The sequence below is a fragment of the Lactobacillus sp. UMNPBX4 genome (assembly GCF_002554115.1).
GTDB classification, from domain to species: domain Bacteria; phylum Bacillota; class Bacilli; order Lactobacillales; family Lactobacillaceae; genus Lactobacillus; species Lactobacillus gallinarum.
The window spans coordinates 1-15,332 of record NZ_PCZF01000039.1 but is presented as its reverse complement, the minus strand read 5'-3'; the positions used below and the strand labels follow the sequence as shown (position 1 = coordinate 15,332).

Genomic DNA, 15,332 nt, shown 5'->3' with positions numbered 1-15,332 from the left:
GAATGGACTTTTTATTTTTTATCAAGTGTTCAATTTAATTTTACAATCGGCGAAAATTATTTATTTGTTTTGATCTGAAAAAATTAGTCCTTAACAACGTCCTTAGCGTTCAACCATTGACTCTTGTTGAGCTTAACGATCTTCTTGCCGTTAGTCTTCTTAACTGCTTTAGCAGTGAAAGTTGAACCCATTGAAACTTTCTTAACGATCTTCTTGCCGTTAGCGTTTAAAACGTTAACTTTTTGATTCTCGGTGTCTTTTACAACAACGAAGATCTTGTCGCCTTTCTTGATTGAAGGGTTAGTAGGAGCAACTTCTGAAACACCAAGCTTTGGAGCAGTGAAAGTAGCAGCTTCACTAACTGAAGCACTAACACCTAATAAACTCATTGAAGCAACTGCAACTGAAACAACTTTAACTAATTTCTTTGAATCAAACATGATCCTATAATAACGTTTATGCCAAGTTTTAATTATAAAAAGTAAAAAATAAAAAAACAAAAATTTTTGTTATAAAAAATCCAGGTGCTTATTAAAACATCTGGATTTAAGTCTTAATCGGTAAAATATTGCAAAATATCTTCTTCAGTTAAAGTCTTTTTGTCTTGTCCATTAACATCTAAAACAATTTTTCCACTATTTAGAATAATAGTGCGGTTGCCATATTTAATGGCATCTTTTAATTGGTGGGTAATCATGATGCAAGTTAAATGTTCTTTTTTAACAACCTTGTTGGTTAATTCTAGGAGTTGCCGACTGGTATTTGGATCTAGAGCAGCAGTATGTTCATCAAGTAAAAGGAGTTCAGGCTTTTTGATAGTCGCCATCAAGAAACTGAGAGTTTGTCTTTGACCACCAGATAAATTGCCGACAAAAGTATTTAACCGTTCATTTAAGCCATTGGGTAGTTGAGCTGTCTCACGCTTAAATTCTTCTAAATGCTGGTCCAATCCACGTAAATGCAATCCACGTTGTTGCCCGCGTTTAGTAGCCAGCAGTAAATTTTCGGCAACGGTCATTCTAGGTGCAGTTCCCATTTTTGGATCTTGGAAAACCTGTGCAATATATTTTGCCCGTTTTACCTCAGATAAATTAGTTAAATCGCGCTCTTTTAAAATAATTTTCCCGCTAGAGGGAAAAATAGAACCATTGATAATGTTAAGTAACGTAGACTTCCCGGCTCCGTTAGTTCCAAGTAGGGTGATAAAGTCACCATCGTTTATTTTTAAATTGATATTTTTAAGAATATTTTTTTCTTCGCTAGTTCCAACGTTGACTGTGGTAGTGATATTTTGTAAATCTAAAATTGTACTCATGGCTTAGTCACACCTTTTTTCAATAATTTACGAGTATGAAATTTCTTTTCAAATAAAGGCAACATCATGCAGATGGCTAAAATAATTGCTGAAATCAACTTGAAGTCGTTGGTGCTGAAACCAAGTTGCAATACTAATAATAGAATCAAACGATAAATAATGCTGCCGATGACTACGGCAATTAGTCGTGCTGTTAAAGATAAATTGCCGTAAACCACTTCACCAATAATAATTGCAGCTAAGCCAATAACCATCGTTCCGATTCCCATATTAACATCGGCATAGCCGCCATTTTGCCCTAATAATCCGCCGGCTAAACCAATTAAACCGTTAGATAGCATTAGGCCGAGAATTTTCATGTTATCGGTATTTATGCCTAATGATTGAGCCATTTTTTCATTATCACCGGTAGCGATAAAGGCTTGTCCAAGATCGGTATTTAAGAAAAGTGCTAGCAATAAAATAATAAAAATGGCGAAAAGTAATCCAACTACAATAGTAGGAAAATTATCGGGCAATCTTTGTAAAAATTTTTCGTTCAGCAATGTAGCTTTATTAAGCAGGCCGACATTTGCTTTCCCTAAAATACGTAAGTTGACAGAATAAATTCCGGTCATAGTTAAAATCCCAGCTAATAAAACGGGAATTTTGCCTTTGGTGTAAAGCAGCCCAGTAATTAAGCCTGTGAGCATTCCACCTAAAAAAGAGAGGATAGTGGCGATAATTGGATTAACGCCATGAACTAGTGCGCTGATACAGATAGCTGCACCAAAAGGAAAAGTACCCTCGACGGTCATATCAGGGAAGTTCAGGATTCTAAATGTTAGGAAAAGTCCAAGAGCCAATATTCCCCATAAGAGCCCTTGACCAATAGTTGAAGTAATTAAACTCATTTGATAATTCTTCCTTTCTTTTGTGCGGCAGATAAAACAGAAGCTGGAATATGAATATTTAATTTCTCTGCAGTTTTAGCATTAATTACTGTTTCGTAATGAGTTACTCGTTTAACGGGTAAGGTTGCCGGATTTTTACCGTGCAAAACTTGTCCCGCCATTCTACCAGTTAAAAGTCCCATGTCGTATTGACTAACACAGCGAGTTGCTAGTCCGCCTGATTTAACCATTGTATCTGCGGCAGGAAAGACCGGAATCTTCACTGCGTTTGTTGCTTTAAGTAGCGTGGCAATTCCTGAAGCTACGGTGTTATCAGTTGGCACATATACTGCCTGAACTTTTCCAGCTAAGGTTTGAGCGACTTGTTCGATATCATTGGTAGAAGTAATGGTATAAGGTGTAACATTTAGACCTTGTTTTTCTGCGAGCTGTTTAAATTCTCGATATTCTGAAGTAGAAGAATCATCGCTAGAAGTATAAACAACGCCAACTTTTTTTAGATCAGGCATAATAGTTTTCATTAATTTAAGTTGAGCCGCAATTGGTTGTCTGTCTTGAACCCCAGTGATTTTGCCACCAGGACGAGCTAAACTTTTGACTAGATGTGCACCAAGAGGATCGCTAACAGCTCCCATGATTACCGGTGTATCTCCCGGAGTATTGGCTAAAGACTGAACTGCTGGCGTAGCGATTCCGATAGTTAATGCGGCATGTTCCCCGATAAAGCGATCACCCATTGATTTTAGATTGCTTTGGTCGCCTTGGGCATTTTGAAAATCAATTTTAATATTTTTACCTTCAAAATACCCTTCTTCTTTGAGCCCTTGAATAATTCCCCGATGAATTTGATCTAAAGCAGGGTGACTCATAGTTTGTAAAATTCCTACAGTTGGTTGTTTTTGTTCTGCTTTTTCTTGGTTTGTTTCAGAAATGAAAGCCACAATCAAAAAAGCAAAAAGAGCAATAAGCGTTCCAATTAATCTTTTCATTTTTAAACCTCAAACAAAAAAAGCATTTCCTCTTGACGGGAAATGCTTAAAACAAAACCCGCACGTTTATTTTCCGTGCGGGTAATTTTCATGAAGATTTACCAGCACAGACGCGATCGTATGAGCCGCATCTGTACCTTAAGCGTGCAGAAACAACTCTAGTGCTGGAATTGCCAACGATTGAGTACTACATTCTTAAACATGATAAATCTTCCTTTCGTCTAAAATACTTGTTGCTCAAATTTTAAAGAAAGGTGAGAAAGATGTCAATTATTTTTTTCTTAATGATAGCTGGTATAATTAATACCCAGCTATAAAAAATAGAAGGGAATGACTTCATTGCGCTATCAACAAATTATTTTCGATGTAGATGATACGATCATCGACTTTGCTGCTACGGAAGATTTTGCTTTACACAGCCTTTTCAACGTTCATCACTGGCAATTAACGCCAGAACTTCAACGCCAATATCATGCCTATAATCAAGGATTATGGCGCAAGCTTGAACAAGGTGAAATAACCTATGAAGAACTAAGTGAGATGACTTTTCACGATTTTATTAAGGAGCATTTCGGTTTAGAAATTGATGGTCAAAAGATGATGAATGAATATCGTTCCTACTTTGGTGAAGCCCACCAATTGCTTCCCGGAGTAGAAGATACTCTTAAGTTTGCTAAAAAACAGGGCTATAAATTAACCGTTTTAAGTAATGGCGAAAAGTTTATGCAAAATCATCGCTTAGAATTAGCGGGCGTGAAGAAATATTTTGATTTAATTGTTACTTCGGAAGAAGCTCATTATTCTAAACCTAATGTCCATGCCTTTGACTATTTCTTTAGCCGCACGGAAATTGGTCCTAATGATACGGTCTTTTTTGGCGATGGTTTACAATCAGATATTTTAGGAGCTGAAAGATATGGCTTTGACAGTATCTGGTACAATCACCGTCATCGTAAAAACACCTTGAATTTACATCCCAAGTTTGAAGTGGAAAATTATCCTGAATTTGTTAAATTAATGCAAAATGATTTTGAGAAGAAGTACTAATCGTTGTACTTCTTTTTCTTTAGAATAATTGCCCAAATAATTGTCAAATATTCATGCCCCAGATACCGCTGATTAAAGTCGGAATAGCAATGATTAAAGCAACGGAATTCAGATATTTCATTAAGTGATTCAAATGGCTGTCCATCATGGCGGTGAATAAGCCACTGATTGAATTCAATAGATCCGTATAAACATGGATCATCTTAGTCAGTTGCGCTTGTTTAGTCATTAAACTGGCAATGTCGGCAGAGGAAGCAAGTTGATTCTTTTTTAGATATTCACCAAAAGAGCGTAAGCTTTCTGTTTGATCATCTAATGTGTGTTTGAGGTAGACTAGTTCTCTAGTTAAGTCAGTAACTTTTTTAAGTTCTTTAGTTTTAGTTGTTTCACGTGCAACGGAATCTAAATAATCTATTTTTCTTTTGACAGCATTTAGTTTTTGGTTGATATGATCAAGCTGACTAAATAAATTAGCAAAAATAGCAGAATCTAAATCCCATTGGCTGGTTAATTGTTTAATATCGGAAGCAGTTAAGTTGCTTTTCAAAATTAAGAAAGATTTTTCAGGCATATTATTCACCTCACATTGATTATTTAGTTTAAGATTATCATGTGAGTAGTTATAGACAGATAAGATTAGCTTGAAAGCAAACTTTTTTAGAAAAAATTAAGGAAAAACATATATGGAATTACATTCAATTACAGATACTTATACTTTGAACAATGGCGTTAAGATTCCCGTAATCGGCTTCGGTACTTGGCAAACTCCAAGTGGTGAAGTAGCCAAGGAATCAGTTTTAGCCGCATTGAACGCTGGCTACCGTCATATTGATACCGCTGCAGCTTATGGCAATGAAGAAAGTGTTGGCGAAGCAATTAAGAAGAGCGGCGTTAATCGTCATGATTTATTTGTTACTACTAAGTTGTGGAACGCGGATCACGGCTATGACAAGACAAAGAAAGCAATCGACACTAGTTTAGAAAAGCTTGGTCTGGATTACTTAGATATGTATTTAATTCATTGGCCAAATCCTGCTAACATGCGTGATCATTGGGCAGAGTTAAATGCCGAAAGCTGGCAAGCGATGGAAGAAGCTGTCCAAGCTGGTAAGATTCGTGCAATTGGTGTGTCTAACTTTAGAAAGCATCACTTGGATGAATTGATGAAGACAGCAGAAATTAAGCCAGTTGTTAACCAGAACTACTTAAACCCAAGCGATTTGCAACCGGAAGTTACTGCAGCAAGCAAGGAATACAATATGCTTAATGAAGCTTACAGTCCATTAGGTACAGGTGGTTTGCTTGGTAATGAAACAGTAGGTGAAGTTGCTGAACATTATGGTAAGTCTCCAGCCCAAGTGTTAATTCGTTGGTCGCTGCAACATGGATTTTTGCCATTGCCTAAGTCAGTTCACCCTAAATATATTGCAGCTAATGCAGATGTATTTGATTTTGAAATTAGTCCAGAAGACATGGCCAAGTTAGATGATTTGCGTGGAGCAAGCAAGTTGGCTAACGATCCTGATCAAGTTGATTTTTAATGAAATTAATTAAAAAAGCCGCCCAGAGGGCGACCAGTTTTGCTACTTAAAGTAGTTCTTTAGAAGATCTAAAAGAAACTTAAGCAGTTTTTTCACGTACTTTGGAGGTACGACGAAATTAAAGATTATAAATTGACGTGTATACAGCTGGTTACTGTACGTCGACGTGTGGCTCTGCTATTGCAGGGCTTTTTTGTTTAAGGTGAAAAAATGAAGAAAATTACAATAGGAATATTAGCTCACGTTGACGCGGGTAAAACTACGTTATCAGAGGCTCTGCTTTATACAGCAGGAAACTTGCGCAATTTGGGCCGAGTAGATAATGGAGATGCGTTTTTAGATACTAATTCGCTTGAGAAAAAGCGCGGCATTACGATTTTTTTACATGCTGCTAAACTGACGACTAAAGATTTAGATGTTACTTTATTGGATACCCCAGGGCACGTTGACTTTGCGGCGCAGACTGAGGAGACGCTTGGCGTACTAGATTATGCCATCTTAGTGGTCTCAGCTACAGATGGTGTAGTTAGTTACACTAAGGCGTTATGGCGACTGCTCCAGCGTTATAACGTGCCGACCTTTATTTTTGTTAATAAAACTGATATTGCGGGTATTGATCTCAAGCAGGTTTTAGCTGATATTCAAGAGAATCTTGATCAGGGATGCATTGATTTTAATAAGATCGATGATGATTTTTATGAAAATATCGCTGCAGTTGATGACGACTTGCTGGAAAAATATTTAGATGGACAGGCAATTGAAGTGGCTGATATTCAGAAATTGGTTTTACAAAGACAGGTATTCCCTGTGTTCTTTGGTTCAGCATTAAAGCTTACTGGCATTCCTGAATTTTTAGCTGGCTTAGATCAATGGACGAAAGAAAAGGCATTTAGTTCAGACTTTAAGGCAAGATGTTTCAAGATTTCCCATGATCAAAAAGGTGAGCGTCTATCATGGTTGCGGGTTTTAGGTGGCAGCTTAAAAGCTAAAAGCATGCTGGGTGATGAGAAAATCAACCAATTACGCAACTATAACGGCGCCAAGTTCAATGTGGTGCCTGAAGCAACGACTGGGGATGTTGTAGCAGCTACTGGTCTAAAAGATACTTATCCCGGTGAAGGAATTGGCACGGCAGATACGCACGCGTTCTTTAAGCCTGTTTTGACATATCGGGTAAATCCTGGTGAGCATGACATTCCTGAATGTTTAAAGGCGTTGAAAGTTTTAGAAGATGAAAATCCGCAATTACATGTAACTTGGTCAGAACATTTACAAGAGATTCATGTCCAAGTAATGGGAGAAATCCAGTTAGAAATATTAGAGCAGCTTTTGCAGGAGCGATTTAGTTTAGCAATCAGCTTTGAACAAGGCAATATTTTATATAAAGAAACAATTACTAAACCGATCGAAGCTGTCGGACACTTTGAACCATTGCGCCATTACGCGGAAGTTCACCTACTCCTTGAACCAGGTTCCGAAAACAGTGGCATTATTTTTGAAAATAAGTGTGATTTGGAAGTTCTAACTAAAAATTGGCAGCACCAAATCATGACAGCATTAAAGTCTAAGGAACATTTAGGTGTTTTAACCGGCTCGCCAATTACAGATATGAAAATTACCTTGATCGGTGGGAAGGGCAGTCTAGTGCACTCAGTCGGTGGTGACTTTAGAGAGGCGACGTATCGCGCCATTCGTCAGGGTTTGATGGAGTTGAAAGTTAGAAATGAGCTGCAGCTGCTTGAGCCTTGGTATGATTTTCATTTAGAGGTTGAGCAGGATCAAGTGGGCCGTGCTTTGAATGATATTCAGCGGATGCATGGTAAGTTCGATACGCCTGAAAATAATGGAAATCGAACGATTATTAATGGATCTGCACCAGTTAGTGAGATGCGAGATTATGCGACTGAAGTGCGTAGCTATACTCATGGTCAGGGAATATTTGAATGCGTAGTCAAAGGATATTTGCCATGTCATAATGCGGATGAAATAATTGCAGCGAAAGACTATGATCCTGTGTCTGATTTAGAAAATACACCAAACTCTGTATTTTGTTCTCATGGAGCAGGGCATACAGTAACCTGGGATCAAGTGCCGCAGACCGCACATTATCCTTATAGTTACCCATTAGATTAGAGAAAAATTCTTGCGTAAACTGAAATATATGATTACCTGTGAAAGAAATTTCATTTTGCCCTGTAAATAATGAAAGATAACCGCTTACATAGTAAGATAAAACTATGATAGAAAGGTTGATATTAATGACTACAATTCCTTTTAAAGCCGTAGCAGTTGATATGGACGGAACATTTTTAACAGAAAAAAAGACTTTTGATCACGAACTATTTGGCAAAATCCTAAAAAAATTACAAGCAAATAACATTCCATTTATTTCAGCAACGGGTAATCAATTAATTCGTTCACATGAATACTTTCAAGAATTCACTAGTGGAATTGATTACGTATCTGAAAATGGTGCAATTCTAGAAGTCGATGGCAAAGTAATCAAAAGAACTGCGCTTGACTATGATATTGCTCAAAAACTACTCAACTTTATTCAAACCGAATATCCAGAAGCAATTATCATGGTTAGTGCAGAACATCATTGTTACATCTTGAAGAGCATGGATAAGGCAACTAAAGACGATATTCGAATTTATTATCGTAAGGTAGAAGAAATCGATAAATTTACTGATATCGATCCAAGCGATGCTATTTTGAAGGTTTGTCTGACTGCCGATGATGAATTGGCTACGATTATTCAAGATCGTTTCAATGAAAAGTATGGCGATTACGTTCGCGGCACTAGCAGCGGCAATATGACGATCGATTTGGTACACAAAGGCATCAACAAAGCTAAAGGTGTAGCTGATATGCTTAAGTACTATCATATTGATCAAAAAGATTTAATTGCCTTTGGTGATGGTGAAAATGATATTGGCATGCTTAAGGCTTGTGGTTATAGTTATGCCATGGCAAATGCCAATGAAAAAGCCAAAGCTGTTGCTAAATACGAAGCACCGTCAAATGATGAAAATGGTGTACTTAAAGTATTGGCTAAATATTTGGATGTTGAATAAAAATAAAAAAGCCGTTTTTACGGCTTTTTAGTTTTATCTTAAATTAAATTCCAATCTTACTGGATTGTGATCGGAGTAGCGATAATCAGTATTGATGTCGGTAGTCTTGGCCTTAATATTTTTCGAAATAATAAAACCATCGCCGACCGTATTTTACCACCCTTGTCATAGGCTGACATGTGGCTGTTGATGACGATTAATTCTTTTCCGTCTTTGATAGGGTAATGCATAACTGTGAAGCAACGATCAAGATCCGTGAATTTAGAAATGAATGCGGACGAAACAGGAAACTTTCTTCTGATTGCACTTTGCATGTGATATTTACTCATGCTGAGCAAGCCTGATTGAACGCTGCCGTGTGGGTCATAAAGTGGCCAGGCAAGATAAGCTGAATGAAAGTTGTTGGCAAAAGCATGTTCAACTAAATTGACTTGATTGACGTAGTGACTACGTGTTGAGTGAGTATCGATTTCTTAAAAGAGCATAAAGTCAGGATTCTGTTTTTTCATGGTCTTAATAACACCATCAGTCGAATCAAGAACAGATTGCTTAGAAAACGCGGTACCGCGGGTACCTTGCGTTTTTTGCCGTTCTTAAGTTCACCTTTGTCCATGAAAAAATCAAAATTGTGATTATATGCACCAAAGCTGACATTATAAGTGATAATAGAATATGGATGATACAAACTTAGCTTTTTAGCCTGATTGTTTTTTACTGTTAATTTGCGGTTGTCAGGGATGCGGTAATAGTGCATTTGCATGTAGCCAACATAACCGATAATCACTACAAGCAAAATACCGATTAAGCTGAGCAAACCGATCCCAATTCATTTTAGTATTTTCATTTTTAACCTCTAGGAGAAAACGATGATTACAGTATATTTAGTTCGTCACGGACAAACTTTCTTCAATTATTTCCATAAAATTCAAGGTAGATGTGATTCTCCACTAACCCCGTTAGGAATTGCACAAGCAGAAGCTACACGTGATTATTTAAAAGAAAAACACGTACACTTTGATTATGCCTTTTCTTCAAGCTCTGAAAGAGCGAGTGATACGTTGGAAATTATAACGGAACACAAGATGCCATTCAAGCGCGATAAGGGATTAAAAGAGTATGCCTTTGGTCGCTACGAAGCTCATGATGAAAGTTTGAATCCTAAACCGCCTTACGGAGATTTCTTTAAACAATTTGGCGGTGAAACTCAAGACGAAGTAAGTGAGCGAATGGATAAAACAATTCGTAGATTGTTAAATGATATTCCAGATGGTAAAAATGTGTTAATTGTCTCACATGGTGGGGCTTTAATGAACTTTTTAAGAAAAGCATTGAACAGCCTGCATCCCTTAGGCAAATTGCATTATCACAATTGCGGCATCGTTGTTTTGAATTATGATGGACAAAACTTTACTTTGAAATCTGTAGCTAGTCCCGCTGATGACGTACCTGATAGCTACAATGACAATTTATAAGTACAAAAAAATCTCAGCCCAATTGAGCTGAGATTTTTTATTAATTCTAATTTATTTTTAGAACTTGTTCTTGTCCAAAGCAACTGGAGAATCTGGCTTTTCGCCGTTGATTAACTTCAAGTTGTTGTCAAATGCCTTAACAACCATGTTGCGTACAGCGTGAGTGGTGTAGAAGGCGGTGTGTGGAGTTACCAATACGTTTGGACGATCAATTAAGTCTGCCAAACGCTTGTCTGGGAATTCTTTACCTTCCCAATCCTTGTTAAATACACCAACTTCGCCTTCGTAAGTATCCATAACGAAGCCGAAGATCTTGCCTGAGTCCAAACCACGAATTACAGCATCAGTGTCAACAAGTGGACCACGTGAGCAGTTTACAATTACAACGCCGTCTTTCATTTCTGCGATTGACTTGTCGTTGATCATGTGAACGTTAGCTGGTACATCTGGTACGTGAAGTGAAATTACATCAGCTTGCTTGTACAAATCGTCAAGTGAGTCAACGTAGTAACCCTTCTTTTCAAGTTCTGGGTTCTTGAAGATATCGTAAGCAATAACCTTTGCGCCGAAACCTTCCATAATTCTCATAAATACTTGACCAATGTGACCAGTACCAACAACACCGACAACTTGGTCACGAACTTCACGGCCGATAGTTGGTGCCCAACGCAAATCACGTTTAGCCATCTTTTCGTCCATGCGCTTGTCTTGACGTAATACACGTGCAGCTTGAATAGCAGCATGTTCAGCAATAGCGTCTGGTGAGTAAACTGGAACATTAGTAATTTCAAAGCCAAGTTCTTTAGCCTTGTCCATGTCAATGTTGTCGACACCAACGTTACGTAATGACATCTTAGTTACGCCAGCATCTGCCAATGCTTGAAGAGTATCTGCAGTGTAGTCTAATTGTTGGTAAACAACAACACCATCTGCACCCTTAGCAAGCTTTGCAGTTTCAGGAGTCAAAAGCTTATCAGTGAAATCAACATCGATATCCTTGTGAGCTTCCTTCCATTCGTTCAAGAAAGGTTCTTCGTCTTTACGAATAGCGTAAGCAAAAATCTTTGTCATAAATTCAACCTCCGTAAAATTTATTAGTATGACCATTCCTCATTATACACTTCACTTTGCTCAACAAAACACAAAAGATCTAATTTTTTTGAGAAAAATCTATAATGAAAGAAGAGGTAAATAATCATGAAGTTAAATCAAAAATGGCTTAGTCAATTGCCAATAGAGAAAATTATTTCGTGTGAATCTGTGCATGGCGGCGACATGAATGAAGCTTTTAGAATTAAAACTGCTAGTAAAACTTATTTCATGAAGGTGCAGCCGAAGAAGCCTGCTTCCTTTTTTGATCATGAAAAAAGAGGACTAAATGAAATGGCTAAAGCTGGGATAAACACTTTACAAGTTTTAGCTAGTGGTCAAATTGAAGGGGATGCATATTTACTTTTAAACTGGCTGGACAGGACCAGCGGCAATCAAGCTGATCTCGGAAAAATGGTCGCAAAAATGCATCAGTATCATCATGAGCAATTTGGTTTTGGCGATACTTATCGAACTCGAATTTTGAAAAAAGACAATCATTGGAATTCCAGTTGGATAGATTTTTACGTTAATCAACGCTTGACGCCCGAAGTTGAATATGCCAAAAAAGTGGGTCGCTGGAATGATTATCGTGAAAAACATTTTCAAAAAATGGTAGCTGCTTTTAAAGATTATTATGCAAAAAATGAAGTTCAGCCCAGCTTGTGTCATGGCGACTTGTGGTGGGGCAACGTGATGTTTGCAAAAGAAAAGCCCTATCTAATTGATCCAGATGCCGTGTATGCAGATCGTGAATTTGATTTAGCGATGACGACAGTTTTCGGCGGCTTCAATGATGAATTTTATGCAGCATACAATGAAATTTATCCTTTAAAACCAGACCTAGAACGGCGTCTTAACTGGTATCGCTTCTATTATCTTTGCATGCATTTAGATTTATTTGGTGAAGAATATGGAGGAGAAGTTGATTATATTTTGAGCAATTTCTAAAGAATTTATTAAGAGAAAAAATAAATAGTGACGCTATGTCAGCCTGCTGATATTATATACTCATAACAAAAATACAACGCAACAAATATAGAGATAAGTTGCAAGAAGGTAACAAATCTTCTAATTCCTTATTAATACATCCTATTGGACATATATTGATTCATACATTGGGTATTGCTTTTACTGGTTGTCCCCTGTGCAACCATAAAAGTGAAGATTGATAAAAAGTCCATCCCCTTTTTGCGAAAGTGAGGAATCAGGCTCCCCTGCAGTATCTCTAGCGTTGAACGTTTTGTTAATCTTGATAAATCATTTTCGCAACATTAGTGATGAGTAGGCTAATGTAAAAAATCTCGTTATTCTCATTCAACACAACTCCCTTAAAAGGATTAGTTTAGAAAAGTCATCTAAGCTAATCCTTTTTCTTTTTTTGGCTATAATTAGTTTTGAAATATTTTTAAAGGGGAAAAATAATGATTTTAATTTCATGGAATATTGATTCATTGAATGCGGCATTAACTGGAATTTCAGCTAGAGCAGAAGAGACGCGTGAAGTTTTAGATAAGATTCATGCTTTAAATCCAGATATTATTGCAATTCAAGAAACTAAACTGCGCGCAACTGGCCCAACTAAAAAGCACCAAGCTGCATTAGCAGAAAAGTTTCCAGAATACGATTATGTTTGGCGTTCATCTGAAGAGCCCGCTCGAAAAGGCTATGCAGGAACAATGTATTTGTACAAAAAGGGATTAACTCCAGCAGTTTCTAAACCAGCAATTGGTGCACCTGAACCAATGGATGAAGAAGGACGAATAATCACTTTAGAATTTGATAAATATTTTGTTACTCAAGTTTATACGCCAAATTCAGGTAATGGCTTAAAACGTTTAGCTGATCGTCAAATCTGGGATCAAAAATATATTGAATATTTGAAAAAATTAAATGAAGAAAAGCCGGTTTTAGCAAGTGGGGACTATAACTGTGCTCACACCGAAATTGACTTGAAGCATCCCGAAAATAATCATCATTCTGCCGGCTTTACTGATGAAGAAAGAGCAGATTTTACTAATTTACTCGATGCTGGTTTTACCGATACATTTAGAAAAGTTAATGGCAACGTTGAAGGAGTTTATTCTTGGTGGGCTCAAAGAGTTAGAACGGCCAAAGCTAATAACTCAGGCTGGAGAATTGATTACTGGTTAGTAAGCAACCGAATTGCGGATAAAGTAGTTCGCTCAGAGATGATTGATACGGGCAAACGTGCAGACCACTGTCCAATTTTGCTAGAAATAAATCTTTAAATTACCGAAAATACTAGTATAATGAACTTTAAATTAAAATAAGGGTTGAAATTTTTTGAATAACGAGAAAGAAGATTGGGCTTTAGATCAAGATCTAAAGTATAATCGTCTAACAGCTTTTAAGCTTTTTGCAATGACTAGTTCGATGGTTATTTCCGTGGACGAACTAGCCCCATTTGGTAAAACTGGTGCTACGGCATTATTTTATCTATTGATTGCTGGAATTGCATGGTTTATTCCAATTACTCAAATGGCCGGTGAAATGGCTTCAATTGATGGTTGGGAAAAAGGCGGCATCTTTACCTGGGTTAAAGGCTCTTTAGGAGACAAAACGGGTTGGACCGCAATGTTTTACCAATGGATTCACATTACTGTGGGGATGGACACGATGATGTACGTGATTATTGGTGCATTGTCGATTGCTTTTGGAACTCCTTGGTTTAACACCACGCCAATTGTGCGTTTTATCTTAATGATGATCATTTTATGGGGTGCAACCGCAATTCAAGTTATTGGGATTAGAAAAATCGGACGAATTGCGGAATGGCTATTCATTTTAGGAATTGCGCTTCCGGTAATTTTATTGATTATTTCATTCTTTGTATACTTGGCACAAGGTCATCCAGTTCATATGGTGATTAATTGGCATACGATAGTTCCACATCATTTAAATGGCACTACATTAGTAGCTTTTGTACCATTTATGCTTGCCTTCTGTGGGGGGGAGAAGCTTCTGCACCACACGTTAAGAACTTAGACCATCCAAAATCTTATTCAAAAGTAATGTTGGCTCTGGCTGCAACTGCAATTTGCTTTGACCTTTTGGGAAGTATGGCAATTGGAATGACTGTTCCTAAAAGTGAAATCCAAAACAGCACAGGTTTCGTTTATACCTATGGCAAACTGTTGACTTCTATCGGATTGCCAGGAGATTTATTGCAAAAGATTGTTGGCGTAATGCTAGCTTGTGGTATTATCGGCGAGCTTGGTAACTGGATCGCTGGTCCTAACCAGGGAATGTACGAAGCTGCTAAAGAAGGCTACATGCCTAAGTTTTTTCGCTAAAACAACTAAGCATGGCGTTCCAATTAGAATTATGATTTTGCAATCAGCAATCGTTACTATTTCAGCATTGCTGATTACCTTTACCAGTGGTACCGATGCTGACTTTGCGTTTAATGTTTCATTAGCCGCAACAACAGCACAATATTTGATGGTATATATGATCATGTTAATAGCCTACATGGTTTTGAAGAAAAAACATGAAGATTATCACCGCATGTACTACATGAGCAAGAATCCAAAATTGAGTATTGCAATTGCAATTTTGGCTTTGATTATCACAGTTGTCGCATTCTTTGTTACTTTTGTACCTGCTCAAGGAACTGCAGCAGGATTACGTGGAATCTATGTCTGGACATTAATTGGCATGTGCGCGATCGTTTCAATTTTGCCGTTAGTTCTTTATCACTGGCATGAAAAATGGCAAAAACAATAAATGAAAGTGTCTGGGAAAAAACTAACCCTTAGATACTGAAAGACGATCAATCCAACTCTTAATTTGAGTTGCTTGACCGTCTTTTTCTGTCTATTTTTATTTTTGAACAAAGAAAATTGGTCTTTTGACCATCTTCTGTTCCAATATTTGCTTAAATTC

Annotated in this window: 15 protein-coding genes and 2 pseudogenes; 9 read left to right on the top strand and 8 right to left on the bottom strand. The window is 37.4% G+C overall.

Going from position 1 to position 15,332, the window contains the following annotated elements; all coding sequences use genetic code 11:
* Positions 1 to 83 precede the first annotated feature (83 nt).
* The 4 genes from CP355_RS07655 to trpX all read right to left on the bottom strand — a co-directional run bounded on the left by CP355_RS07655 (position 84) and on the right by trpX (position 3,197).
* Positions 84 to 440 carry a hypothetical protein gene (locus CP355_RS07655; protein ID WP_098044263.1) on the bottom strand — a complete coding sequence of 119 codons (357 nt, stop codon included), beginning with the start codon at positions 438 to 440 and terminating at the stop codon, positions 84 to 86.
* Between the two features lie 113 nt (positions 441 to 553).
* Complete coding sequence (locus CP355_RS07650; RefSeq protein ID WP_098044262.1) at positions 554 to 1,315, bottom strand: ABC transporter ATP-binding protein; 762 nt, start codon at positions 1,313 to 1,315, stop codon at positions 554 to 556.
* Complete coding sequence (locus tag CP355_RS07645; RefSeq protein ID WP_025006122.1) at positions 1,312 to 2,208, bottom strand: ABC transporter permease; 897 nt, start codon at positions 2,206 to 2,208, stop codon at positions 1,312 to 1,314. The genes CP355_RS07650 and CP355_RS07645 overlap by 4 nt, the downstream gene beginning before the upstream one ends.
* Positions 2,205 to 3,197 carry a tryptophan ABC transporter substrate-binding protein gene (gene trpX, locus CP355_RS07640; protein WP_087236193.1) on the bottom strand — a complete coding sequence of 331 codons (993 nt, stop codon included), beginning with the start codon at positions 3,195 to 3,197 and terminating at the stop codon, positions 2,205 to 2,207. The genes CP355_RS07645 and trpX overlap by 4 nt, the downstream gene beginning before the upstream one ends.
* A gap of 339 nt (positions 3,198 to 3,536) precedes the next feature.
* On the opposite strand from trpX, the gene CP355_RS07635 reads away from it, so the two are divergent.
* Positions 3,537 to 4,244, top strand: a complete 708-nt coding sequence (locus CP355_RS07635) for a YjjG family noncanonical pyrimidine nucleotidase (protein ID WP_162606884.1) — start codon at positions 3,537 to 3,539, stop codon at positions 4,242 to 4,244.
* Between the two features lie 43 nt (positions 4,245 to 4,287).
* On the opposite strand, the gene CP355_RS07630 is transcribed toward CP355_RS07635, so the two are convergent.
* Entirely contained in the window at positions 4,288 to 4,815 is a 528-nt protein-coding gene (locus CP355_RS07630; protein WP_233187008.1) for a CorA family divalent cation transporter, read from the bottom strand.
* A gap of 112 nt (positions 4,816 to 4,927) precedes the next feature.
* Here CP355_RS07630 and CP355_RS07625 point away from each other — a divergent pair, with 112 nt between their 5' ends.
* From CP355_RS07625 to CP355_RS07615, 3 genes are all read left to right on the top strand, one after another.
* A complete protein-coding gene (locus CP355_RS07625; protein ID WP_098044261.1) occupies positions 4,928 to 5,785 on the top strand; it encodes an aldo/keto reductase in 858 nt (285 codons plus the stop codon).
* Positions 5,786 to 5,995: 210 nt separating this feature from the next.
* Positions 5,996 to 7,918 carry a translation factor GTPase family protein gene (locus tag CP355_RS07620; protein ID WP_098044260.1) on the top strand — a complete coding sequence of 641 codons (1,923 nt, stop codon included), beginning with the start codon at positions 5,996 to 5,998 and terminating at the stop codon, positions 7,916 to 7,918.
* A gap of 125 nt (positions 7,919 to 8,043) precedes the next feature.
* Positions 8,044 to 8,862, top strand: coding sequence for a Cof-type HAD-IIB family hydrolase (locus CP355_RS07615; RefSeq protein ID WP_098044259.1), 819 nt, complete (start codon positions 8,044 to 8,046; stop codon positions 8,860 to 8,862).
* A gap of 505 nt (positions 8,863 to 9,367) precedes the next feature.
* Here the strand turns inward: CP355_RS07615 and CP355_RS10800 are convergent.
* Entirely contained in the window at positions 9,368 to 9,676 is a 309-nt protein-coding gene (locus CP355_RS10800; protein WP_098044258.1) for a hypothetical protein, read from the bottom strand.
* 52 nt (positions 9,677 to 9,728) lie between these two features.
* Between CP355_RS10800 and CP355_RS07600 the strand changes: the two genes are divergently transcribed.
* Entirely contained in the window at positions 9,729 to 10,334 is a 606-nt protein-coding gene (locus CP355_RS07600) for a histidine phosphatase family protein (protein ID WP_087236204.1), read from the top strand.
* 57 nt (positions 10,335 to 10,391) lie between these two features.
* Here the strand turns inward: CP355_RS07600 and CP355_RS07595 are convergent, their stop codons facing one another.
* A complete protein-coding gene (locus CP355_RS07595) occupies positions 10,392 to 11,405 on the bottom strand; it encodes a D-2-hydroxyacid dehydrogenase (RefSeq protein WP_087236206.1) in 1,014 nt (337 codons plus the stop codon).
* A gap of 126 nt (positions 11,406 to 11,531) precedes the next feature.
* On the opposite strand from CP355_RS07595, the gene CP355_RS07590 reads away from it, so the two are divergent.
* From CP355_RS07590 to CP355_RS10565, 4 genes and pseudogenes are all read left to right on the top strand, one after another.
* The gene (locus CP355_RS07590; protein WP_098044257.1) at positions 11,532 to 12,374 is read left to right on the top strand and encodes a fructosamine kinase family protein; all 843 of its coding nucleotides are present in this window, start codon (positions 11,532 to 11,534) and stop codon (positions 12,372 to 12,374) included.
* Between the two features lie 473 nt (positions 12,375 to 12,847).
* Positions 12,848 to 13,675 (top strand): exodeoxyribonuclease III, encoded by an 828-nt coding sequence (locus CP355_RS07585; RefSeq protein WP_056945536.1) that lies wholly within the window; start codon positions 12,848 to 12,850, stop codon positions 13,673 to 13,675.
* A 133-nt stretch (positions 13,676 to 13,808) separates the two neighbouring features.
* Positions 13,809 to 14,740, top strand: a pseudogene (locus CP355_RS10795) (amino acid permease).
* The gene (locus tag CP355_RS10565) at positions 14,643 to 15,173 is read left to right on the top strand and encodes an amino acid permease (RefSeq protein ID WP_233187005.1); all 531 of its coding nucleotides are present in this window, start codon (positions 14,643 to 14,645) and stop codon (positions 15,171 to 15,173) included. Before CP355_RS10795 ends, CP355_RS10565 begins: the two are co-directional and overlap by 98 nt.
* On the opposite strand, the pseudogene CP355_RS10560 reads toward CP355_RS10565, so the two are convergent.
* Positions 15,143 to 15,332 (bottom strand): annotated as a pseudogene (locus CP355_RS10560) (IS5/IS1182 family transposase); the annotation flags it as partial. The gene CP355_RS10565 and the pseudogene CP355_RS10560 overlap by 31 nt on opposite strands.